Annotated in this window: 19 protein-coding genes and 2 pseudogenes; 8 read left to right on the top strand and 13 right to left on the bottom strand. The window is 54.9% G+C overall.

What is annotated here, in order from left to right; genetic code table 11:
- Positions 1–8: 8 nt before the first annotated feature.
- The 4 genes and pseudogenes from ACHHV8_RS34630 to ACHHV8_RS34615 all read left to right on the top strand — a co-directional run bounded on the left by ACHHV8_RS34630 (position 9) and on the right by ACHHV8_RS34615 (position 4399).
- Positions 9–825: pseudogene (locus tag ACHHV8_RS34630) on the top strand (carbohydrate ABC transporter permease).
- 60 nt (positions 826–885) lie between these two features.
- Positions 886–1404 carry a hypothetical protein gene (locus ACHHV8_RS34625; protein WP_395163992.1) on the top strand — a complete coding sequence of 173 codons (519 nt, stop codon included), beginning with the start codon at positions 886–888 and terminating at the stop codon, positions 1402–1404.
- The gene (locus ACHHV8_RS34620) at positions 1367–2647 is read left to right on the top strand and encodes a sensor histidine kinase (RefSeq protein WP_395163991.1); all 1281 of its coding nucleotides are present in this window, start codon (positions 1367–1369) and stop codon (positions 2645–2647) included. The genes ACHHV8_RS34625 and ACHHV8_RS34620 overlap by 38 nt, the downstream gene beginning before the upstream one ends.
- Before the next feature lie 135 nt (positions 2648–2782).
- On the top strand, positions 2783–4399 hold the full coding sequence (locus ACHHV8_RS34615; RefSeq protein ID WP_395163990.1) for a response regulator transcription factor: 1617 nt from the start codon (positions 2783–2785) through the stop codon (positions 4397–4399).
- Between the two features lie 163 nt (positions 4400–4562).
- Here the strand turns inward: ACHHV8_RS34615 and infC are convergent, their stop codons facing one another.
- Positions 4563–5057 (bottom strand): translation initiation factor IF-3, encoded by a 495-nt coding sequence (gene infC / locus ACHHV8_RS34610; protein WP_395163989.1) that lies wholly within the window; start codon positions 5055–5057, stop codon positions 4563–4565.
- A 140-nt stretch (positions 5058–5197) separates the two neighbouring features.
- Here infC and ACHHV8_RS34605 point away from each other — a divergent pair, with 140 nt between their 5' ends.
- Positions 5198–5440 (top strand): hypothetical protein, encoded by a 243-nt coding sequence (locus tag ACHHV8_RS34605; protein ID WP_395164305.1) that lies wholly within the window; start codon positions 5198–5200, stop codon positions 5438–5440.
- A gap of 896 nt (positions 5441–6336) precedes the next feature.
- Here the strand turns inward: ACHHV8_RS34605 and ACHHV8_RS34600 are convergent.
- The 3 genes from ACHHV8_RS34600 to ACHHV8_RS34590 form a co-directional block, all read right to left on the bottom strand.
- The gene (locus tag ACHHV8_RS34600; RefSeq protein ID WP_395163988.1) at positions 6337–7230 is read right to left on the bottom strand and encodes a hypothetical protein; all 894 of its coding nucleotides are present in this window, start codon (positions 7228–7230) and stop codon (positions 6337–6339) included.
- Between the two features lie 122 nt (positions 7231–7352).
- Positions 7353–7679: a 2Fe-2S iron-sulfur cluster-binding protein gene (locus tag ACHHV8_RS34595; protein WP_395163987.1), complete on the bottom strand. Its 327-nt coding sequence runs from the start codon at positions 7677–7679 to the stop codon at positions 7353–7355.
- 283 nt (positions 7680–7962) lie between these two features.
- Entirely contained in the window at positions 7963–9045 is a 1083-nt protein-coding gene (locus ACHHV8_RS34590) for an acyltransferase family protein (protein WP_395163986.1), read from the bottom strand.
- A gap of 210 nt (positions 9046–9255) precedes the next feature.
- Between ACHHV8_RS34590 and ACHHV8_RS34585 the strand changes: the two genes are divergently transcribed.
- Positions 9256–9678, top strand: a complete 423-nt coding sequence (locus ACHHV8_RS34585; protein WP_395163985.1) for a VOC family protein — start codon at positions 9256–9258, stop codon at positions 9676–9678.
- A 599-nt stretch (positions 9679–10277) separates the two neighbouring features.
- On the opposite strand, the gene ACHHV8_RS34580 is transcribed toward ACHHV8_RS34585, so the two are convergent.
- Positions 10278–10970, bottom strand: coding sequence for a class I SAM-dependent methyltransferase (locus ACHHV8_RS34580; protein ID WP_395163984.1), 693 nt, complete (start codon positions 10968–10970; stop codon positions 10278–10280).
- A gap of 406 nt (positions 10971–11376) precedes the next feature.
- Positions 11377–11973: a DUF2269 family protein gene (locus ACHHV8_RS34575; RefSeq protein ID WP_395163983.1), complete on the bottom strand. Its 597-nt coding sequence runs from the start codon at positions 11971–11973 to the stop codon at positions 11377–11379.
- 188 nt (positions 11974–12161) lie between these two features.
- On the opposite strand from ACHHV8_RS34575, the pseudogene ACHHV8_RS34570 reads away from it, so the two are divergent.
- Both ACHHV8_RS34570 and ACHHV8_RS34565 read left to right on the top strand, forming a co-directional pair.
- Positions 12162–13111: pseudogene (locus tag ACHHV8_RS34570) on the top strand (helix-turn-helix transcriptional regulator).
- 68 nt (positions 13112–13179) lie between these two features.
- A complete protein-coding gene (locus ACHHV8_RS34565; RefSeq protein ID WP_395163982.1) occupies positions 13180–13722 on the top strand; it encodes a DinB family protein in 543 nt (180 codons plus the stop codon).
- A gap of 245 nt (positions 13723–13967) precedes the next feature.
- Here ACHHV8_RS34565 and ACHHV8_RS34560 read toward each other — a convergent pair whose 3' ends face one another.
- From ACHHV8_RS34560 to ACHHV8_RS34525, 7 genes are all read right to left on the bottom strand, one after another.
- Positions 13968–14981 (bottom strand): extracellular solute-binding protein, encoded by a 1014-nt coding sequence (locus ACHHV8_RS34560; protein WP_395163981.1) that lies wholly within the window; start codon positions 14979–14981, stop codon positions 13968–13970.
- A 283-nt stretch (positions 14982–15264) separates the two neighbouring features.
- Positions 15265–16350 (bottom strand): ABC transporter ATP-binding protein, encoded by a 1086-nt coding sequence (locus tag ACHHV8_RS34555; RefSeq protein ID WP_395163980.1) that lies wholly within the window; start codon positions 16348–16350, stop codon positions 15265–15267.
- Positions 16351–16368: 18 nt separating this feature from the next.
- Entirely contained in the window at positions 16369–18024 is a 1656-nt protein-coding gene (locus ACHHV8_RS34550; RefSeq protein WP_395163979.1) for an ABC transporter permease, read from the bottom strand.
- A 107-nt stretch (positions 18025–18131) separates the two neighbouring features.
- Complete coding sequence (locus ACHHV8_RS34545; protein ID WP_395163978.1) at positions 18132–19166, bottom strand: ABC transporter substrate-binding protein; 1035 nt, start codon at positions 19164–19166, stop codon at positions 18132–18134.
- Positions 19167–19193: 27 nt separating this feature from the next.
- Positions 19194–19979, bottom strand: a complete 786-nt coding sequence (locus ACHHV8_RS34540; RefSeq protein ID WP_395163977.1) for a DUF3919 family protein — start codon at positions 19977–19979, stop codon at positions 19194–19196.
- A 63-nt stretch (positions 19980–20042) separates the two neighbouring features.
- Positions 20043–21497 carry a sensor histidine kinase gene (locus tag ACHHV8_RS36880; RefSeq protein ID WP_483874903.1) on the bottom strand — a complete coding sequence of 485 codons (1455 nt, stop codon included), beginning with the start codon at positions 21495–21497 and terminating at the stop codon, positions 20043–20045.
- 2 nt (positions 21498–21499) lie between these two features.
- Complete coding sequence (locus ACHHV8_RS34525; protein WP_395163976.1) at positions 21500–22168, bottom strand: response regulator transcription factor; 669 nt, start codon at positions 22166–22168, stop codon at positions 21500–21502.
- Between the last annotated feature and the right edge of the window lie 349 nt (positions 22169–22517).

The following is a 22517-nucleotide window of genomic DNA, read 5'->3' as shown; positions in this document are numbered from 1 at the left end:
GGAGCTTCATGAGACAAAGTAAAGGGATCAACTTGCTGTACTCGGTGCTGACCTTCGTCGTATTGGTCGTCTTTGCTTTCCCGTTTCTCTGGATGCTGCTCGCTTCCTTCAAAACGCAGGCGCAGATCATGTCGACGGACCAGTTCTTCATCTTCACCCCGACAACGAAAAACTACACCAGCGTGTTTAAAGAATACGACTTCATGAAGTTTATTTGGAACAGCTTGATCGTCGCTCTGGGCTCGACGCTGTTTTCCTTGATTCTGGGTCTGCCGGCCGCTTACGCGATTGCGCGTCATCATCTGCACAAGCTGGGTCTTGTGATTCTTGTGGCACGGATTATTCCCGGCATTACGTTCCTGATTCCATGGTTTATTTTGTTTTCCAAAATCAATCTGGTCGACACGTACACCGCACTTATTCTGAGTCATATGCTCGTCGGGCTGCCGTTCATTATTTGGATTATGATCTCGTTCTTCGAGGCGCTGCCGACCGAAATCGAGGAAGCCGGGCTGATCGACGGCTGCACGCACCATCAAGTGTTTACGCGCATCATTCTGCCGATCTCCTGGACCTGGCGTCATTACGTCTTCGCTGCTGTCGTTTATATTCTCCTGGAACAACTTTATGTTCTCGATTATTTTGGCGGGAGACAAGACGAAGACGCTGCCTATCGCGGTATTTAACTTTATGTCCTACTCCGAAATCAACTGGGGCGCCTTGATGGCTGCCGCGTGCATTATTACACTGCCGGTGCTGATTATCGCTCTGCTGGCTCAACGCTATATCGTGAGCGGCTTGGCTGCAGGGGCGGTTAAAGGGTAAAATAACTGAATGTGCAGAATCAAACGGCCCATCGTTGCAGCAGGAAGGAAGTGAAGGAAGATGAAGCTGCCATACAGATTAAATATGTTCAGCAAAATGGTGATCGTGCTCTTCGTGCTCCTTCTGCCTGTCCTGCTGCTGTATACGTTCTCCAACCGGACGACGAGTCAGGTCGTGCAGGATCAAATTCAATCCTCGAATCTGAATCAGCTGTCGTTCTTCCTGCATCAGCTCGATACCAATATCGATAATTTATCGATGTTTCCGGTCATTCTTGCGAACGACCCGTACATTCGGGAGTTTATCGACAAGCCGGGCGCTTCCATGCCCGACCGGATGAAGGCGGAGGCGCGCATGACCGAGAAGCTCGGCCTGCAAAGCGTCTCCAGCGGCTGGTCCGAACGATCTGACGATTGTCATTCCGGGGGAGAAGAAGGTCGTCTCCTCCAGTATTTATATGAACGGCACCGGCATCTGGGCCTGGGACGGCCCGATTCACTCGGCTTGGACGTATGGAACGGACAGCTCCAGGGGAACGGTGATGGGCACGTTTATCCGGGAAATTACGGAGCCGGCTAACGCCAAGAGCGTGCGGCAGGCGAATGCGGTATTTGAAGTCCGGTTTCCGGTGCAAAATATAAGCGATCTGCTGGATATTTATAAGAAGGATAAGCAGAGCGATCCCTTTTTGTATGCTCCGGGGTACAGTCCGATCTATAACAGCACGTCTTCCAAGGCGATGGTGGAGCAGCTTCTCCATCAATTGGGGGACGTGCCTTTGGGCGATATTGAGCAAAGGGAGATCGTGATCGGAGGCCAGGAGTATTTGGTCAGCTCGGTGAAGTCGTCGCAGCTCGGCTGGTACTTGATCGATTATGTGCCGGTGCAGAAAATATTGTCGCCGATTACCAAGTCAAGCAAGCTGTTCTATATCTCAATGGGGATGCTTCTCGCGCTGAGCGTGCTCGGCTCCTTCCTGCTGTACCGGCACGTGCAGATTCCTCTGGTGCAGGTCATCCGGGGCGTGCAAAAAATGAAGCGGGGCGACCTGTCGGCGCGCATTGAATACCGCTCCAAGAATGAGTTTGATTATTTGATCCAGCATTTCAATGAAATGGCCGGACAAATCCAAGTGCTGGTGGAAGACGTCTACGCGGAAAAAATCCGCTCGCGCGAAGCGACGCTGAAGCAGCTGCAATCGCAGATTCACCCGCATTTTCTATATAATTCATTGTTCTTCATTATTAACTCGGCCGAGATGGAGGACAAGGAGTCCGTCGTGGCGATGGCGCAAAATCTTGCGGAGTTTTACCGCTACACAACGCGGGTCGAGAACCAGTCCGTCCGGCTGAAGGATGAGCTGGATATGGTGCGCAGCTACTTAAACATTCAGAACCTGCGGATGCACCGGCTGTCCTACGAGATGGAGGTGCCGGAATCGATGCTGGAGGAGACCGTTCCCCGGCTGATCCTTCAGCCGCTGGTCGAGAATGCGATCGTGCACGGGATCGAAGCGCGGATGGGAGGCGGACGCATCCGGATCACGGGCGAGCAGTCGGAGCAGTGGAACCGTCTCGTCGTAGAGGACAACGGCAAGGGTCTGTCCGATACGGAGCTGGAGCAGCTGCGTGCGCGGCTAAAGCAGCCGATGAGTGAAGAGATCGGCTGCGGCACGTGGAATGTGCATCACCGGCTGTACTACGAATTCGGTGAAGGCTCGGAGCTGACCTTCCAGAAGGCGGAGAGCGGGGGACTGCAGGTCATGCTGACCTGGAACCGGAACCGGCAGCTGCTGCCGGAGCCGGGGCGGGAGCAAGGCTGATTGGCCGAATGCGGGCATCCCTACGGTGATTGGCAGCGCTTATGCAGCTGAACGAGAGCCGCGGCGATCCTCGAATGGTGCAGAGCAGGATACATGCGCAAGCGGGCAGACATTCGTACAGCAGGGAGGGACATCATGGTACAGCTATTGCTCGTCGATGACGAGGTTCATGTCGTAGAGCGCTTTTCTACCACTATCGATTGGAAGGCCGAGGGGATCGATCAGGTATATAAGGCGTATTCGGCGGTAGAAGCGCTGGCTCTGCTGGAGCAGTTCTCGATCGATATCGTCATCACGGATATTCAAATGCCCGGCATGTCCGGGCTGCAGCTTATTGCCGAAATTGACAGCCGGTGGCAGAAGACGAAATGTATTCTGCTGTCCGGCTATTCCGATTTTAATTATGCCAAGGAAGCGATCCAATACCAGACGGAAGATTACTTGCTGAAGCCGGTCACGGAGAAGGATCTCGTGGAGACGGTCCGGCGGGTGAAGGAGAAGCTGACGCGGGAATGGGAGGAGGTGCTCTCCAAGCAGCGGCTGACCTATACGCTGAAGGAAAATTTATCGCTGCTGCGGGCGAACCTGCTTACGGACCTGCTCCAGGGCCGTAAATTTGCCGAAGCGTCGCTGCGCGAGAAAATGCAGATGCTGGAGCTTTCGGATGAGCATGGGCGTCCTTTTGTGATCATGATGGTGCGTCTGGAGGAGTATTTCCTCCAATACGACCCGCACAGCTTGTCCCTGATGGAATATGCGATCGGCAATATGGTGGAGGAGCTGTTCGGCGAACGCTTCGATACGTGGCATACGAAGGATACGCATGAGTATCTGGTATTCCTTCTGCTGGAGAAGCAGGAGGCGGAAGGGAAAGAGGGCATTCCCTGGGTAGAGCGGACGGCGTCCTCTCTTCAGCAGGCCGTCAAAACCTACTTGAAAGGCAAAATTTCGATCCTCGTCAGCAGCAGCGGACGGTTCCCGGACGATTTGACGGCACTGTACGACCGGTCCGTCGCGGCCTTCCGCCGGCGGATCGGCAGCGAGCAGGAGCTGTTCATGCGGCTGGACGACGATCCGGTGCAGACGCAAATCCAGTCGCTGCCGAGCTTGTATGAGCCGCCGACGCTGATCCATCTGCTGGAAGCCGCGCGTTGGGATCAGATCGGCGATAAGCTCACGGGTATGTTCCAACAGTTGGAGACAGCGTACCCGGAGTCGCAGGAGCATCTGCTGGAGGCTTATTTCTCCATAGCCTCCGCCTACGCGTACATCGCCCACAAAAACGGCAAGCAGCTGAGCGAGCTGATCGGCTCGGATTACGACAAGCTGACGGAGGGACATCCGTTCCGCTCCGTCCATCAGCTGCGGGAGTGGTCGATGCGCGCGCTGCTTCGGATCAAAGAGGATATGGACCAGGAGACGAAAGACTCCCGCACGGTGCTTATCAACGAGATCCGGCGGTTTATCGAGCATAAGATAGCGGATGACGTCTCGCTGCAGACGATTGCCGAGCATGTGCACCTGCATCCGGTATACGTATCCAAAATATATAAGGTGGAGACGGGGGACAATCTGAGCGACTATATCCATACGATGCGGATGGAGAGAGCCGAGCACCTGCTCAAGCACAGCCAGGACAAGGTTTACGAGATTGCGGCCCAGCTCGGCTATCAGAGGCCGCATTCGTTCAACCATGCGTTCAAAAAGCATTTCGGCATGACGCCGCAGGAGTACCGGGATCAGTTTGCCTGAAGCCGCAGCTTACAGGCACAGCTGTGCTTCCGGATAGCCTCCCGGTAGCTCGTTTCAGTACTGCCGATGGCGGCAATAGGCCGTGTGTGCAAAGCACGGTCAGCTGCCAAGCACCTTCGGCTGCGTTGCTCGCTGCAGGTAATGCCTCGGCTGCCTGATGCAGCTAGAGCGCCTTCGGATTCAGCTGCACGGCGGCCTGCTTGCCGCTCAGCTGAATGCCGGACTGCTTGGCTCCGCAATGCGACAGGTCGCGGAGCAGCCGCTCCAGCAGCTCCTTGGCCTGCGCGCCTTCCTTGCCCTGGATGCGCACGTTCAGCAGGACGGCATCCCCGCTTTTCAACAGCCGCTCGGCCTGGTCCTTCTTCGTTTCATAATCGTGATCTTCGATATGCGGCGTCAGGCGAAGTTCTTTTACTTTGAGCGGCCGCTCGCGTTTGCGCTCCTGCTGCTTTTCTTGCTGGGCCGCCTGCTTTGCGGCTCCGCGTCCGATCAGCCGGCACGGCGGCGGACTGCTCAGCAGCGATTCGCAGACGAGATCGACCTTAAGCACTTTGGCCATCGCCAACGCTTCGGAGGTAGGGACAATGCCCAGCGGTTCGCCGTTTACGCCGGTGAGTTGAACCTCCGAGGCTTTAATTTTTTCATTCATAATGATCATTTGTGCAATCACCCGGACTTTCGATATAATGATTCCGTTCATCATTCGGAATTGTGTAAAGGGGCGTTTCATACGTGAGCAGCAATCGTAACAAAGAGCTGGAGGAAGCGGTTATCCGCAACTATCAGCAGGAAGAAAATATGATGATTCTCGTCTTCGCCCAGTGGTGCATCAATCACGGGCTTGACCCGGAGGCGTTGTACCGCAGAGCTTATCCTCAGCAGGAGAACAATGTGCCTTTAATGCAGGCGCTTGAGCTGACCGTGCCGAAGGAGGAAGCGGGCGACATCGCCGACGATACCGTACTTGGCGTACTGTCCCTGTTCGGTAATGAAGAGCTGGCGTTCATCGTTACCGAGGAAATCGCTAAGCGCAGGAAATAGCAAGCCTGCTGGGCAAGGGGCTATCAGGAGAGCTGTAGAAGATGCACCCGACAAACGTAAGTATGCATCGTATTGAAGCGATTGGCAAATCTGCAGGCCGTGCACGGCCTGCCGCTGACAGCCGTTAAAGGCCATAAACCATGAGCGGTAAATCCTAAGCCATAAGAGGCTCATAAGAGACATTCGGCCGAGGCATTTGTATTTTCATTTGAAAAGTATACGTCTGTATACGGCGCATCAGGATGTGCTTTGATCGCTGCGTGACGGGCGTTACGCTCTCAGGCCGCGCGTAGAGCGCGGCAAAGACCGCAGCATGCCCAGGCTTTCACGCCGGGCCGCTGCGGTTATTTATATGCCCGGCTACCGGGCCAAGCCAGGGATCGATCCGGCTCCCGCCCGAAGGCTAGACAGGAAACAGTGACCGGTTTCCCCGTGCATCTGAGGCTGACAGGAAAAGGAGCGGAGTCCCATCCGCAGCCCGGACAGAGACCGGTCAACTGGTTCTGCGTGCGGGACTTCTTAAGCCGTCAATCAAAATACAGACGGTATAAGCGGCGGGATAGATGGAGCGTTCCTGTTACTGATCGTTGCTTTGTCCGACGAACAGCGGTTTAAGCGAGAAGAACAGCCCCGATAAAAACAAGCCGATACCAATGATATGCCACAATATATTGAACATGCCGATCTCCCCTAGCATCTGTGAAATGAGCGAAATAAGCGAAAAGTTGTCGATATATGTAACTTTATACCTATTGAGTATAACCGATTGCGTCTATTTATTCACTTAATTTTTGCTTAAAATCCTGATTTTGCGGCAGCACAAAGAACAACCTCAAGCTTCTGCGGTACAGAAGTGGGATCGTTGTTTGGGCCGCTGATGCTTGCCGGCAGGGCTTCTAGCCGTTTATACGGCCGCCCTCTTGAACGAGCCAGGCGCCTGTCTCCCAATCGGTTGGGGTCTCCTGCTGTCGTTTGTAGTAGAGATCGACGCGGATCGACAAAGCTTCGCGCCAAGGGGAATCGACATGCACGGACCGGAAAATAGATTCAAGTCCCGGGATCGAGAAGCCGCTGGGGGCGGGAAAGCGCGCCTCCAGCTCCGCTCTTGTGAAATCCGTGACCAGAGCGAACTGAAATACAGGCAGCGAAGCATATCCGTCATATACCCACTCGAATTTGGGCATACGTACAGCATGCAATTCGGAAATATCATCACGAAATTCCTGCTCGGTGGCAGGAATAATAAAAGGCCAAGCCTCGCCCGGATAGCGGTACAAGTTCGTGATCCGGGACAGGCTTCGCATGAGCGCCTCCCATTGCTCCTCTTCCATGTCCCTGCTTGGAAGATTGACTCCCGCGTGATCCAAGTCGGCAATATGCCCGTTAAGAAGCGAGTACAGGACCGTCATGGACAGAGGACCCGTATGATTCACTGAGGAAGCATCCCCGGGAACATCCTCCGAAACCGCCCCGGATGCCTCGTCCTCTCGATCAAGAAGGCCGGCAGCGGCAGGCGGCATATCCTTGCTGGAAATGGATACTTTCCCGGCGGCGGCTTCGATGGACGCGGCTGTTCGCAAGAAGATGCTTGGAAGCCGGACATCGGCCGTCCGGAAGGAGATTGACGGGAGCGATTGAGGCGGCAAAGGCGAAATAACTGAACCGGTATACCGGGGAATGCCGCTCAGCAGCGCGCCGAACGTCCGATTCCATCGTTTTTCGCATTCCGAGTGGCTTGGAAAGACGTAGACAATTTCCTGAAGACGAGCGGCTGCGCTGCTGTGGGACATGGCTCAAAACTCCTTCACAAATGGATTTCTTACATCCTATCTTATCATATATTCGGACGAAATAGAACACCTGTTCTTATTTTGGTAACTTTTTATGGATTAGCTGGCAGACGGGGTCCGGTTTATTCGATTTCGTCTGTGACGGTCAAGGTCGAGTCATCCTTAAAAAAACTCGTACAGGCCAGCCTGTAGCCCGACGCAATTGTGGTTCGGCCGACGCCCAGCGCGCGCTGCTCGTTTTTCGTCGGTTCGGCCAGCAGCCCGCAGGGATCCGTAATATGAACGGTGCAGCTCCGGCAGACGCCTTTGTTGCATAAGAAAGGGATACCGTCCCTTCTTGGGTCTGCGATGCCTTCGTTGGCCAGCTGCAAAATGTTTTTGCCGGGCTGAAAGGGAATCCTGAACATCTTATTGTCATTATTAAAAGCTTGCAGCGTGAGTACCCTCATCTTCCGTCTCCTTTATGGCCGAGTCCCGTATGAAATGCCTTTATTATACCATTAAGGGGGCGGAATTTTGCCCTATCAGGGCAGTTTGCGCATAAAAAAGACCCTGACTGTGGTCGAGGCCACTGAAACTAGCGGAGAGTACGGAATCGTTCTGTAAAAGCGAAAGCGATCGGTGGAATGTTCCGTACTCGCAGCGGGACTTTTTCAGCGGCCTTACTGTGATCAAGGCCATATCTTTAGCTGGAGCAAGCAGGCGCTGTTGCCTGAGGCCGTTAGGGACAGGCTAGGCCGATTCCACCGGCAGCGGATTGGCGGGGGCTTGGGGACGTTTGCGGGAGCCGAAACGGATTCTTTTACGCAGAGGCTCTTCATACCAGCGGTAAATGGCTGCGCTTAAAAGGAGCGAAATGGCGAAGCAGACAAAGATACCGAGCGGACTATCCAGCCGAACAAGCTGTGCGTACCGAATAACGAGCTGGTGAATCATATAGAACGAGAAGCTGATTTCGCCTAAATAAACGAAGAGCCGATGAGACAGCAGTCTGGATACCGTCCCGGCTTGAAAAGCGAATACGTAGATGAACAAGCACCATGCAGGCACAAAATAAACGCCTCGAACCATCCCGGCAGGCATATATTTGGAGGCGATCAGTAATCCGAAGAACGCGGCTAAGCCAACCCATTCCAATACGTTAAGCAGCTGCAGCCGGGGAGGATTGCCCGTCCTCTCGACAAACAGCAGTCCGAGCACCATGCCTGTGGAAAATTCGAACAGCCGGGTAAAAGGGAAAATGTGCAGCAGCCAGGCAGAGAACGGTTTCGCTTCATTTAAGTAGCTGTTCAGCCAAAATAAAAGCAGCCACAGCAGGAAGATCGCCGTCAAAGAGGCGGCTGCCTGTCCTCCTGTCTTCCATTTAATCATGAGCCGTAACAGAAAGGGGAAGCTCAAGTAAAATAAAGCTTCAACGGATAAGGTCCAGGAAACGCCGTTAAAATTAAAGTAGGTTCCTTCATTGGGAATGTAGCTTTGAATCAAGAGCAGATTAATGACGGACATGAAGGCGAGCTTGAGCATGTAGAGGCCGTTGGGGTGAAAATACAGGATGACCAGGGGAGCGGCAAGGAGGAAGGTCAGCAGATGAACGGGATAAATTTTGGCGAATCGGGCCTTGTAAAATTTGTAAATGTTTGCATTATCGAAGGACTTGAATTTCGAGTGATAGTTCCAGGCGAGGATGAAGCCGCTCAGGACAAAGAAAAACTGGACGCCGGCCGTACCGAGCTCGTACTGGGGAAACAGCTTCACATGATATAAAAACACCATGAAAGCAGCAGCAAAACGAAAGGACGTTAATGAATGAATCAACGCAACTTCCTCCTTTTATTGTTCTTAATAAAGAACAATAACTAGTGTAAATCAATGGGGAGTCAACTTCAACCCTTTTTTCATCCCGGCAGGGCTCAGTCCCTAGAAATGCAATACTAAGTTACTTCCATGTAACTCATTCCGCTGGCTCCTCAATTCAGATATACTGAATAAGGACAAATCATTCACGATGCAAGAGGAGGCAAACGAATGGGCAACAATGCAAAAATCGGCGGCGGCGGCTTTCATCATCTGGCGCTGAGAGCGTATGATTTCGAAGCGACGGTCCGTTTTTACACTGAGGGTCTGGGCTTTAAGGAAGCCAACAGCTGGGGCGAGGGCGACAAGCGCATTGTTCTGCTGGATACAGGCGACGGCAACTATTTGGAAGTGTTCGCCGGAGGTACGGAGGAGCAGCCGCCGGCAGGGGCCTTCTTCCATGTGGCTTTCCGCAGCGATGATGTAGACGCGGCTGTAGCGGCTGCCGTGGCGGCCGGTGCCGAGGTGACGATAGAGCCGAAGGATACGGTGCTGGGCAAGTTTCCGCCGACGCCTGTCCGCATTGCTTTCGTCAAAGGCCTAAACGGGGAAATTCTTGAGTTTTTCCAAAGCACAGGCGAGCATAAGCTGTAAGCGATGACATAGCGGCGGCCGGATTCAGGAGGCAGCTGCGGGAGCGTTCTTGCTGCCGCGAAAAAAAAGACGGCCATACAGGAGGCGACTAAAAAACTAGCGGAGAGTGCGGAATCGTTCTGTAGAAGCGAAAGCGTTCGCCTTTGTCCTTGGATTTCAACCGCTACAAGCGGGATATAATCAAAGAAATCCAGGGACAACAGCGATCGGAAGAATGTTCCGTACTCGGAGCGATACCTTTTTCAGTGGCCTCCCATACAGGCGTCTTCTCCAGGCGTCTGCCGCCAAAATAGCATAAGCCCGTCACGGCTGGAAGCAGCTGCGACGGGCTTATTTTTGCTAAGGGACCCTGTATGCTTTAGCCCGGTTGAGGAGCAGGCCGTCCTCTCGGGAGCAGGCCCGGATTGACAGGACTGCCGAACCGTGATGAAGAACCACTACGTAGACCTGCTGCCCCGCATTGAATCCAACCGTGCAGAATCAACCGAACTCAACTATACCGAACTCAACCGTACCTAAACCCAAGCGAATCAAACCCAAATGAATCGAATCGTCAGGCGTGTCTTGGTGAATCTGGGCTGGCTCCGGAAGCAAAGCTTTTAGCGATTCATCGGCTTCTTTCCATAGAATACGGCGAAGTCGAGGCTTTTGTACATACAGTCGACCTCCGCAAAGCCGGTCTGCTCAAGCCACAGCAGCTGGTCCTCGAGCGTGGCGTTAATGTCGATCTTCCGGCGCTCGATCGAGGCATTGATCGCTTCTTGCGGGAGACCGCTTTGCCCGATGGCTTCCAGCCAGCGCTTCCGATAGTACGCATCCGTTTCGGGCGTGCGGCCTTGCACCTGATCGGCATTGACAAATACGCCGTCATCCGCAAGCACGCTGTAAACGGTCTGGAACAGCGATCTTTTGGCCGGGTGGGTCAGGTGATGAATCGACAGCGAGGAAATCACGATATCGTACGAGTCCGGGAACGAACAGCTGGAATAATCGGCCGTAATAAACTCCACATGGGGGTACGGCTTCAGCCTTTCACGGGCGACCTTCAGCATGCTGTCGCTTAAATCGACCAGCGTGAGGCGGGCGTCGGGATATTTTTGCAGGATCATGCCGGAGAACAACCCGGTACCCGCCCCCAAATCGAGAATACGCGGCTGTTCCTTCGGACTGTCCGCCAGACTCAGCGCCATCCCGTAAAAATCATCAAAGCAAGGAATCAAATGTCTTCTCTGCTGATCATACTCAGTAGCTACGGCATCAAACTGTTCTTTGACCGAACGGTACCGGTTCATATAACCCCTCCTCCAAATAAAAAACGCGTCTTACGAGAGTTCATATGCTTATTGTAGCAGGACGGAAGGATGTTATTGAAATATATAAAAAAGATGAATATTATAGGTATAACCTATAAATGACGAGACAGCTATCACCTGTGACCGCTCTTGTGACGGCTGGTATCCTGGTGCCGCTATGCGGAGTTTGCTGAAGCCTTTATTGGAAAGCTCGTTTTTGATACAATAATCCCGATTTATTCCATGGCAATCACAAGAACCGTTCTCCCGCCGAATTCCGAAGGTGTTGAGTTAAGGCTGCCGTTAGCAGAGAAGAAGCTGCCATGGAGCTGCGTATCGTATGTGCGTGCGAACGAGCCGGTTAAAAATAGCGGCGGCAAGCGGGGAGGGGCCGTGCGAAGCATAGTTAGGCTTGCCGGCGTTTCTCCCGTTTGCCCCAAGGCTTGAAATAGGAAATGACCACAAGAAACAACAGAACGCCGAGACTGAATACAAGCCCTGACGTCAGCCAAAGCCGGTATTCGAGATAGGCCGGGTTTTGCAAAGGGGGCACAGCCGGATCTAAGGACGTTTGCAGCGTCCGGCTGATCCATATCCGCATCAGCGAGCCGCCGAAGACGATAATCGCCATATTGCCAACCCATTTCGCGATCACCCAATAATGTTTGGTTAAGCCCCACTGCGTTCGGACGGACAGCCAAATTCCCGTAATGAGGCAGCCGAAGGCGCCGGGAATAATCATAAAATGGTCGCAATACGGAATGAACGTATGTGCGGCTGCGATCAGAGAGCGGTCGGACGTGAAGTGAGTCGTCCAGGCGAGCAGCAGAGAGCCGAGCAGACCTCCGAAGTAGATGATGACGAAGAAGATATGCAGCACAAGCCAAACGTTTTTTTGGCGCAGGGTGAGCCGGATGGAGCCCCGTTTGGCGAAAGTGTAGACAATACCTGCGACAAGCAGCGTCATGATCAGGGTGGCGACGGAAATGATGACATCTTGCATGGTTCCCAAGCCTCCTTGGAATTGAATTGCATAGCTAGAGCAAGTATAGCGTTATCACAGGATAGGCGACATGTACCAGGGTCGCGTAAGCAGCTGGACCCGGGTCCAGTTTTTTGCACATTTATAAGAAATAGGATGCAATACCGAAGGGGAAATCATTCGGGTGAGGCTCCGGGAAGCGGGGACATATGAACAAAACAGACCGTATGCTGGCTATTGTGCTGGAGCTGCAGCGTAAAGGGACGCTTCGTGCCGAGGATTTGGCTGCAGGCTTCGAGACGAGCGTTCGGACTATCTACCGGGATATGCAGGCGCTCAGCGAGGCGGGAGTCCCGATTATCGGCGCTCCGGGGACGGGATACTCCTTGATGGAGGGATATTTCCTGCCGCCTCTGCGCTTTACGGCAGAGGAAGCGGTAGCGCTGCTGGTCGGTACGGATTTCGTAGGACAGCAGTTCGACAGGATCTACGGGGCTAAGGCGGCGGATGCGGCCAGGAAGATCGAGGGGGCGCTGCCGGCAGACGCTCGCACGGAGGCGGAGCGGGTAAGGGCGGCGATCCGTCTGCTTGGCGCACGGGTCGAGACGGCGAATCAAGGGGAGGAGGCGGAGAACTTTGCGGCGCTGCGCGATGCCATCCTGGAGCGGCGGAAGATTCGCTTTCACTACGCCAAAGGCATAGCCGCTGCAAATGAAGAGCGCCACAGCGTCCGCGAGGCGGCTCCTTACGGACTTATTTTTGTGCGGGGTCCTGGATGCTGCTTGCTTACTGTGAGCTGCGGCAGGCGCTGCGCCATTTCCGCGTATCCCGGATGAGCGGCCTTACGGTATTGGCCGACGGCTTCCAGCTGCCCGACGGCTTTCAGCTTGCGCATTATGCCCCTGCCGATGACCGCGGGATGACAGTGAAGGTACTATTCGATTTCGAAGCGGCGGAGCGGGTAAGAGAAGCAGGCAGCTTTTATATGGAGTCGATGGAGGATATCCCTGAAGGGCTGCTCGTCACCTTGAGGGTCCGACGGCCGGAGGAGGTGCTGTACTGGATCTTGAGCTGGGGAGCCCATGCGGTCGTGCTGGAGCCGGAATCGCTGCGGCAGCGCCTTCGGGACGAAGCGGAAAAAATGTTCAAACACTACTGACATACTGCTGTCAGCAGCGGTCTCGTATACTAGGGCTATCTTTCATATAAAAGGAGCCGTGGTTACGGATGAATTCAACCGAAGTTTTGCAAAGCCTGGAGAAATGGACAAGTCATTATATTGAGGAGCTCGACAACTATAGCGATGAACAGCTGAGACGGAAGCCGGCGAAGGATGCGTGGTCGCTCGGGCAAATGTACGTGCACCTCATCGAGACGGCGAATCACCTGCAGCTCGCCAATGTGGACAAGTGCCGCGCCTTAAGTGAAGAAGCAGTGCTCTCCGCAGCAGAGATGCCGGTCAAAAACGAGGCCGGGGAGGCGGTGTTCGCCATGGGCGGCTTTCCGCCGGTCCGCATTGTGGTGCCGGCCTCCGCACGGCCCGACCCCGCTCAGGCGGAAAGCAAGCGCCAGCTGGTTGAGGGACTTCAGGCGGTGCTTCGCCGCGCCGGAGAGCTTGAACCCCAGCTGGGTAGCATACCGGCGCACGTGAAGGTCGCCCATCCGAGGCTCGGCGGTATGAACGCCGAAGAATGGTTCGCGCTGGTCGAAATGCATTACCGGCATCATCTGCTGCAAAAAGAACGCCTGCATGCGTTTATTGCAGGCTAAGCTTAAGCGAGCGCAGCCTTGCGCTCGGGATGCCGCGGCGCGCGCGAATCCCGGCCGCGTTACGGCGCCGCGCGGCAGCGGACGAAGCTGCGGTCCTTGGCATCCGCAGATTCGCTAAGGGCCCGTGTCAGGAGAGTTTATTCCTTCTCCTGACACGGGCCCTGCTCTTTTCCCGACAGCTCCGCAGCTTCTTTCCCAGCCCGGGCTGCGGAAGAAGGAGACGGGGGTTCGGCAGCTGCAAGCTATTATTCCTTCGCTGACCGCCATTTGCCGAGCAGCGATTCCCGGTGCTGGGCCGCGACATCGAAGCGGTAGGTCGCCAGCAGGTTTTCCAGCTTGACCGGCGACAGCAGCGGATGGACGGTAATGCCCGGCAGGACGGGGAAGGAGAATGCGGTGTTCATGTAATCCGTCTGCACCTCGCGAGACAGGACGAAGTCGATCAGCTTCTTCGCCGCGTCCGCATTGTTCCCGCCCTTGAGCACGGACACCGCGCCGATCTCCCAGCCCGCCTGCGGCGGGATATACGACCGGATGTCGTAGCCTGAATTGGTGAAGCGAAGCTGGTCGCCAAGAAAGCTGACGACGGCGGCCACATCGCCGACCGCCAGCCGCTGGGCGGACGTAATGCCGGAGAAGGTGGTGGAGGAGCTCTGTTTTTTCAGCTCCAGCATCAAGCGGACGGCCTCATCCTCGCCCCGCTGCTGGGCCAGCGAAGCCAGCAGCGTATAGCCTGTGCCGGACGTTTCCGGGTCCGGGATTTCGATTTTGCCCTTCAGCTCGGGGCGAAGCAGATCCTCGTACCGCTGAGGCAGCGGCAGCGAGGCCAGCTGGGCGTCCTGCCGCCATATCGTCTGATTGACGCCAATGGACAGCGCACCCATATAAATTCCTGTCCAATAGCCATCCTTATCTTTATATTGGGCAGGGATGTTATCCCGCATCGGGGAGGCGTAGCGGAGCAGCTTCCCGTTGTTTTTCAGCTGCTCATGCAAATCCGCCGGGCCCCCGAGCACGACATCGATTCCGCTTTTGTTCATGGCGATCAGATGATAGCTGGCTTCGCCGCTGGACATACGGATCATTTCGTAGGACTGATCCGTCGACTTCTTGAATTTCTCGAGCAGCGCCCGCCCTTCATCCTCCTGAAACACGACATATACCTTCAGCGGCTGGCTGCTTGTCTGGGCCGTGTAGAAGGGATAGCCTATGAAGACACAGGCCAGCAGGGCCAGAATGATGATGCCTTTTTTCCACATGCCAACCGCCTCCTTGTTATGATCGATGATTCTGAAACGTAAGTAAGTACCGAAGCCTGCGCGGCAGCGCCTGCCGTATGCGGGCTTCCAGCACTTCCGCCGCCGGCAACGCCAAAAAAGGAAAACGGTTGTTTTCCTTTTTTTTTACATATCGGAATTTATATGTTTTCGGGGTCCCCGCAAAGTACCTGAATCCGCTTCGAAGCATGACCCCCACTTTGTGGGGGGATTTTGAATGACGTTCAAGTTCCAATCCGGCGCCGCAGGAGCCCTGCCGCTTATTTTAGGCGCTGCCGTCGTCTTTGATCAAATGAATTTTGTCCGCTGCCGCGCGGATTTCCACATTGCCCTCGAAGGACGTGTGGCCGATATCGTAGGCATCGACAATCCACTCGGTCCCATTGTAGCCTGCGAGGAAATACCGTTCCTTCTCGCCCAGGAACATGGACGATTTGACGACGGCTTTGACGACGAAGTCGCCAGCTTCCGGCTGATTGATCCGCAGCGACTCGGGACGAATGCTCAGCAGCACCTTTTCGCCGGCAGCTACCTGCTCATCGGTCTGTACGGTCACGCTGTGGCCGTGGTCGCCGTAGGTTACGGTCGCCGAAGTGCCGGACGTCTCCCGGACGGTCGCTTCGACAAAGTTGGTCGTGCCGATAAAGTCCGCGACATAGCGTGTGCGTGGCTTATAGTAAATCTCGTGGGGCGTTCCGTACTGATCGATCGCACCTTTGTTGAAGACGACGATATAATCGGACATGGATAGCGCCTCCAGCTGATCGTGCGTCACGTAGATTACGGTCAGACCGAGCTCCAGCTGGATACTGCGCAGCTCGACCCGCACTTCCTCCCGCAGCTTGGCGTCCAGGTTGCTGAGCGGCTCGTCGAGCAGAATGATCGGCGAGTTCATAACCAGCGCGCGGGCCATAGCTACGCGCTGCTGCTGGCCTCCGGACATTTGGTGCGGATAGCGCTCCTCCAGTCCGGTCAATTTGACCTTGGCGAGAGCCGCCTGAACGCGCTCCTGCACCTCGGCCTCCGGGCGCTTTTGAATATCCAGCCCGTAAGCGACGTTATCGAATACGGTCATATGCGGGAACAACGCGTATTCCTGGAACACCATCGGCGTTCCCCGTTTATACGGCGGCAGATCGTTCACCCGCTTGCCGTCGATTTGGATTTCGCCTTCATCTATCGTGTAAAAGCCTGCGATCGAGCGTAAAAGGGTCGTTTTCCCGCAGCCGCTCGGACCGAGAAACGTAATGAATTTCCCCCGTTCTATTTGCAAGTCAATGTGTTTGAGCACGTGATTATGTCCGAACACTTTGTTCACGTTCTTGAGATCAAGCAGCACCTGTGTGCTCATTATGCCCACTCCCTCTATCTAGAAATCGAATATTTTTACTTTGGACCGGAAGATCAGCTTCATCACGCCGAGCGTTCCGAGCGTTGCGGCCATCAGTCCTACGGCGACGGCTGCGGCCCAATAGTAGGTGCCGGTTTCCGCATAGTTGAAGATGGAAACGGCGGCGACGACCCATTTTGGCGTAATCAGAAAGACAATCGTGCTCAGCGTATTCATATTTTTCATGAACGCGTAGACGAAATTGGCTACGACGGTTTTTTGCAGCATCGGGAAGACGATGGTCGTCAGCGTTTTGCGGCTGTCCGCGCCAAGGTTGGTGGCCGCTTCTTCGATGGATTTGTCCACCTGCTTGAACGAAGCGGTGAGTCCGCGGTAGCCGACCGGCATTTGCTTGAGCAGCATCGCCACAATGATGAGAACGGCGGAGCCCTGCAGGATGATCGGGCCGGAGCTGAAAGCGACGATCAGAGCGAGACCGACGAACGTGCCCGGAAGGGCGATCGGCAGGACGGCGGTAAAATCAAGCAGCCCTTTGCCTGGAAACGGCTTGCGCACAATGATATAGGCCAGGACGAGCGCGAACGCTACGGCCAGAAGCGAGCTGATCAGCGATAAAACCAGACTGTTCAGTACCGCCGGCGAGGACGGATTGAACACGACCTTCATGATATGATCCATCGTAAACGTGTTATCGCGTCCGAAGTTTTTGGTGAAGGCGAACAAGATCGTAATCGCAAACATTGCGATAATGAAAATCGACATCAAGCTGTTGAAAGCAAAAAGCAGCATATCGGTTTTGCGGGATGTCGTCATCCGGTTCAATCCGGACACCGGCTTGCCCGTGATGGTCGAGTAAGAGCCCTTGGACAGCAGCTTGTTCTGTATCCAGAACACGATCAGCGCAGGGATGACGAGAATGATCCCCATCACCGACGCCAGTCCCGGCTCGTTATTGAGAATTTCACCGTAAATTTCGACGGCGAGCAGGGAGTAATTGCCCCCGATCAGCTTCGGATTGCCGAAATCCGCGAAGCAGTTGATTGCCACAAGCAGGAAAGCGTTGACCACGCCCGGAAGCGCAAGCTTCAAAGTGATGGTGCGGAACAGCGTAAAGCCTCTCGCGCCGAGATTTTGCGCCGCAATTTCGAGATTCGGCGAAATGGAGCGGAGCACGCCGGTAATCGTCATGTAGGCGAGCGGGAAATAAGAGATCGTCTGCACGATCCACAGTCCCGGCAGCCCGTACAGGTCGAGCTCGATGTTAAACCAGGCTTTCAGCCATTGCGAGACCATGCCGCCGCGTCCGAACAACAGCAGGAAGGCGAGACCGCTCATGACCGAAGGAGCCAGCAAAGGCAGGAAAGCGATGAAGCGGAAAAACTTTTTGCCTGCAATGCTGCTGTAGTTAATCGCATAAGCATAGATGAATCCGAACACCGTCGCCGTCAGGGCGGACAGGGTGGAGCTGACAATCGTGTTTACCAGCGCGGTGCCGTAGCGGCCTTTGCTGAAGAAGGTGATCCAATTTTCGCCGCTTGGAATGAAGACGACGAAGATGAGCGGATAAATGACGAATAAGAATAAGAGTGCAAAACTGATCAACACGAGCAGGAGCGAAGAAGGATCCTTGACGAGCCTGCCGATCGACTCCCCGATGCCGGTTTTTTCTTTCATAGGGGGTGAAATACCACCTTTCCTTTTCTTTCATAGACAGGCATTGCCGGGCTGCGCCTGAATAGAAGGAGCGCATGCCCGTGCAATGCCTGATCCGAGGGACTGTTTTATTTCAAATCCTTCAAAGCATCCTGAAGCGCTTTACGCTGCTCGGCTGCGGTCCACAGGCTGTAAGTCTTGTTGTACTTCGTTGTCTTGATGTCGATTCCGCCTGGAGGCACCGGTACGGACGGCTTCACAGATACCGCATAAGCGGACTGCGAGTACAATGTACCCGGTTCATTCGTCAGCATGTAGTCCATCAGCTTCTTGGCGGCAGCGGTGTTAGGGCCGTTCTTCACGATAGCCAGACCGCCGACCTCATAGCCTGCCGCTTCCGGCACGATGCTGACAATCGGATTGCCTTGGTTTTTGATTTTCAACTGATCCCCGAGGAAAGTGATCCCGATCGTGTACTCTCCCTTGGCTGCCTTCTGGATCGGCTCGATGCCGGATTTCGGACGCTCTTTCATGTTAGGCAGCAGCTGCGCCATATATTTGAGCATTTCATCCTTGCCCCATACTTGAGCCAGCGAGGCTACGGCAGTGTAAGCGGTTCCGGACGTGGCCGGGTCGGACATGCCGATTTCGCCTTTGAATTTAGGGTCGAGCAGCTCTTTGAACGATTGCGGATAAGGAGCGGTGCCGTACTTTTCCTTCCAGCGCTGCTCGTTGATGCCGATAGCCACCGGGTTCAAGTAGAAGCCCGTCCAGTACCCTTCTTTGTCCTTCATATTGTCCGGAATGTCCGATGCGTTAGGGGAAACGTAAGCTTCCAGCGCGCCCGCTTTTTTCAACACCTCATGCGAATCGGCAGGCTCGCCCATCAGGAAATCGGCCTGCGGCTTGCCCATTTCGTTCTGAACGCGGGATACCGCCTCGCCGCTCGGCAAGCGGAGAATATCGTACTCAATGCCGGTCTCCGCCTTGAATTTGTCCAGAATCTTGCGCGCTTCTTCCTCTTGGAAAATGGAATAAACGGTGACCTTTCCTTGCGATTTACTTCCGAAAACCCCGGATTTGTACATGAAAAATGCCGCGATCAATACGACCGCAATAACGGATACCATGATGACCGAGTTGTTCTTTTTCTGTCTGGCCATAGCTTCAAACCGTCCCTTCAACGTGTGTTAAGAGGCTTCGTTAAGTTTGAAATAGGCTCTTTGGTTGGTCTCATCCAGTAAATCGAATACGACGATGTAAGCGTTGTTAAAGCGATCCACATGCAGCCAGTGCTTCTTGGCCCCTCCGTCGCCCGACAGCTGAATCACGTAGTGGGCGTCAGGCTGCTCAGCGAGAAAATCGAAGCGGCTGAAATCGATGACGCGGACGGCCGACTGCACCTGCGCAGTCAGGCTGGCCCGCTCCGCTTGCGGCAGGGGCGTGAGCTCGCCTTGCTGCAGGGAATACACCTCATTGCCGGCCGTCTCGATGGCCGAACCGATCGTCGAAGACGTCAGCGTCTTATCGATCAGCGTGCTCTGCAGCTTGCGGATATCGGCACTCACATTCAGTGAATTGACCATTTCTCCGCCGAAGCGAAACGCATTGGTCTCGATCTGGAACGGGATGTCCTCCTGATCCAGGTAGGCGATCGAGCCTGTAAGCAGCAGGCGGGGCTGCTTGCTCTGCGGATTCTGCTTGCCGGAAGCAAGCAGCCCGGAGAACGAAGCCTTCAGCTTCAGCAGCTCCTTCGGATCGTCGATCGAGATCGTGCCTAAACCCGGGTAGGTGACATCGACTCGCATGGGAACGCCGGCAAACATTTCACGGCTGTCCTGCTGCGGAGGCACGATGTGCACTTCGTCCACAGGAATGCGAAAAGCATAGGCGCAAATGCCGATGAGTATGCAGCCGACAACGACTTGCAGCAGAATAAGACGAAACCATGAAAGCCCTTTCTTCTCCTCTGGCATTTACTTTAACCTCCTTTTATCTCAAAAAAATCGAAAGTTTGTATCAATTTTGTAACAGCGCTTTCACATGCCGTCCGCCGCCGGGAAGAAGCCTTTGCTTAGACCCGCAGAGGCTTCATGCTGAACAGCAGCTGCACTTCGGTGCCGCGGCCCTCGCCGCTGTCGATGCGGATGCTGCCGCCCTGCAGCTCCATCAGCTGCCGGCACAGCGGCAGGCCGAGCCCGTGGGACTGCGCGGAGATCACGCGGGTCCTGCTTTTGCGCAGGCGGCAGAAACAAGCCGGCCTTGTCGGCTTCGGGAATGCCCCGGCCATTGTCGGCGATCCGGACGCGGCCTTGTCCTTCATACAAATCGAGCTGCACGTGGAGATGGGTGCATTCGCTGTGCTTAATGGCATTGTTAATGACATTAAATAATACCTGCTGCGTGCGCTGGGAGTCCATATACACCTCGCATGGCACGAGCCGTACCGTCGTTTCAATCGACGACTTCTGCAGCGTCGGCTCCAGAATGCGCAGGCTGTCCGCGATCACGGCCGCCAGGTCTTCCCGCTCCAGGCGAATGCTCCATGCCTCGTCGCCCTTCAGCGAGGTTTGCAGCAAATCCTCGACCATGTGCAGCAGCCGGCCGCTTTCCTTGCGGATATAGCTGTTGCAGGTGCGGATATCGTCCGGCCGGTTCATCTTGGCGATCAGATCCGAGAAGCCGATGATCGACGTCAGCGGCGTTTTCAACTCGTGCGTCATGTTGTCGTAGAACGTCTTTTGCTTTCCGCGCTCGTAATGGAGCATATCGATATGCCGCTGCAGCGCATCGGACATATGGTTGAAGTCTTTGGCAAGCTCGCGGACCTCGTCCTGGCTGTTGACGACGATCTTTTTGCTGAAATCGCCGACCGATACGAGCTTCAGCGCCTGCTTCAGGTCATGCAGCGGCTTCGTTAGAATCGAGAAGAACGAATAGCTGGCCAGCAGAGAGATCAGCAGGCATCCGACGGCCACCCCGATGAACCAATAGCGCATCTGCACGAGCGTCTCGACATGCTGCTTCAAATCGAGCAAATACCGGAACCCACCGACGATCCGGCCCTCGTACCATAAGGGGGCGGCATAGATCAAATACTGCGTATCGTCCGCCTCGGTCAGCACCGTGGCGGTCTTGCCGGTCAGCGCGGTCTCGATATCGCCCCGCTTCAGCAGGTTTTCTTTATCGCCGCTGTTGCCGACAATCGTTTCATCCGGCGTAAACAGCTGCACCTGGAAGTTGCTGTTCGCCGCCAGATGGGAGGCAAGCAGCGGGGCATAGGCCCCGGAAAAAAGCTGGTCGATATTAATTTTCTTATCATTAACAATTTTTAGAGCCTCGATCCGGTGCAGCGCGTAGTATTGGCTCAGCGTCTGCGTATCGCGCTCGATCATGCTTTTGCTCAGCGTATAGTTGACGATAAAATACATGGCGGCCAGCAGCATCACGATCGTGACGGTATGCTGAAGAAACAGCTTGTTGCGCAGCCCCATAATTATCCCTCCAGCTTATAGCCCATGCCGTGCACGGTGGCGACCAAATGGTCGTAGGGCTTCATTTTTTCCCGCAGCCGGTTCACCATCATATCGACCGACCGCGTCTGGCCGTAATATTCGAAGCCCCATACCTGCTCCAATATTTCTTCCCGGGTAAACACCTTTTTCGGATGACTGCACAGCAGCCATAGAAAGTCGAATTCTTTGCCTGTCGTCTTGATGAGGTTCCCCGCCAGCTTCAGCGAACGCTCCGTCTTATCGATTTCGATATCGCGGATGCGCAGCGTATCCTCCGATACGGCCGGCGCCTTCATCCGGCGCATCACGGCGCGGATCCGGACGATCAGCTCGCGCGTTTCGAACGGCTTGGTCAAATAATCGTCGGCGCCCAGCTGAAAGCCGAGTATTTTATCGTTCATTTCGTTTTTGGCTGTCAATACGATGACAGGGATCATCGGGTACTGCTGCTGAAGCGTTTGCAAAAGCTCAAGTCCCGATTGGTCCGGCAGCATCAGATCCAGCAAAATTAGATCGGTTCTCCGGCCCTTCAGCGCTTCCAGCCCGGCAGCGACCGAACCGGCCACCTCCGGCCGGAAGCCTTCGACCTCCAGGCTCAGCTTGAGCAGCATCTGGATGCTCGGATCATCTTCGATAATCAATATATTCATGTCGCAGGGACATCCTTTCTTCGGCGGAAGTATAGATCAGGCAAGCGATTGAGCGCCGGCCGGCACAGCCCGGAGGACTGAAGGCACAGCCTCGCTTTTACAGCATGCGCTTGTTCGAATGCGCACCGGCAGCTTTAGCGCTTTCAGAAATCATTATACGACCTTCGTCAATACCTTCAAGCTTTTGCTTGCTTGGCAGCTACACTGCAAATGCCGTTGGCAAGTGCCGTCAGAGGGGAAAAGGAACCGGGTATAATTAGGTTAACCCTGCCCGGTTCATCTATTCCCCTTTTTGGCAGGGACTGCGGCCGGGATCGGGCAGGGCGGAGGAGGGAGATGGAGCCGGCCG

It is taken from the genome of Paenibacillus sp. TAB_01 (genome assembly GCF_043945595.1).
In the GTDB taxonomy this organism is placed as follows: Bacteria; Bacillota; Bacilli; order Paenibacillales; family NBRC-103111; genus Paenibacillus_S.
The sequence above is the reverse complement of the archived record's forward strand: the minus strand, read 5'-3'. Positions and strand labels throughout refer to the sequence as shown.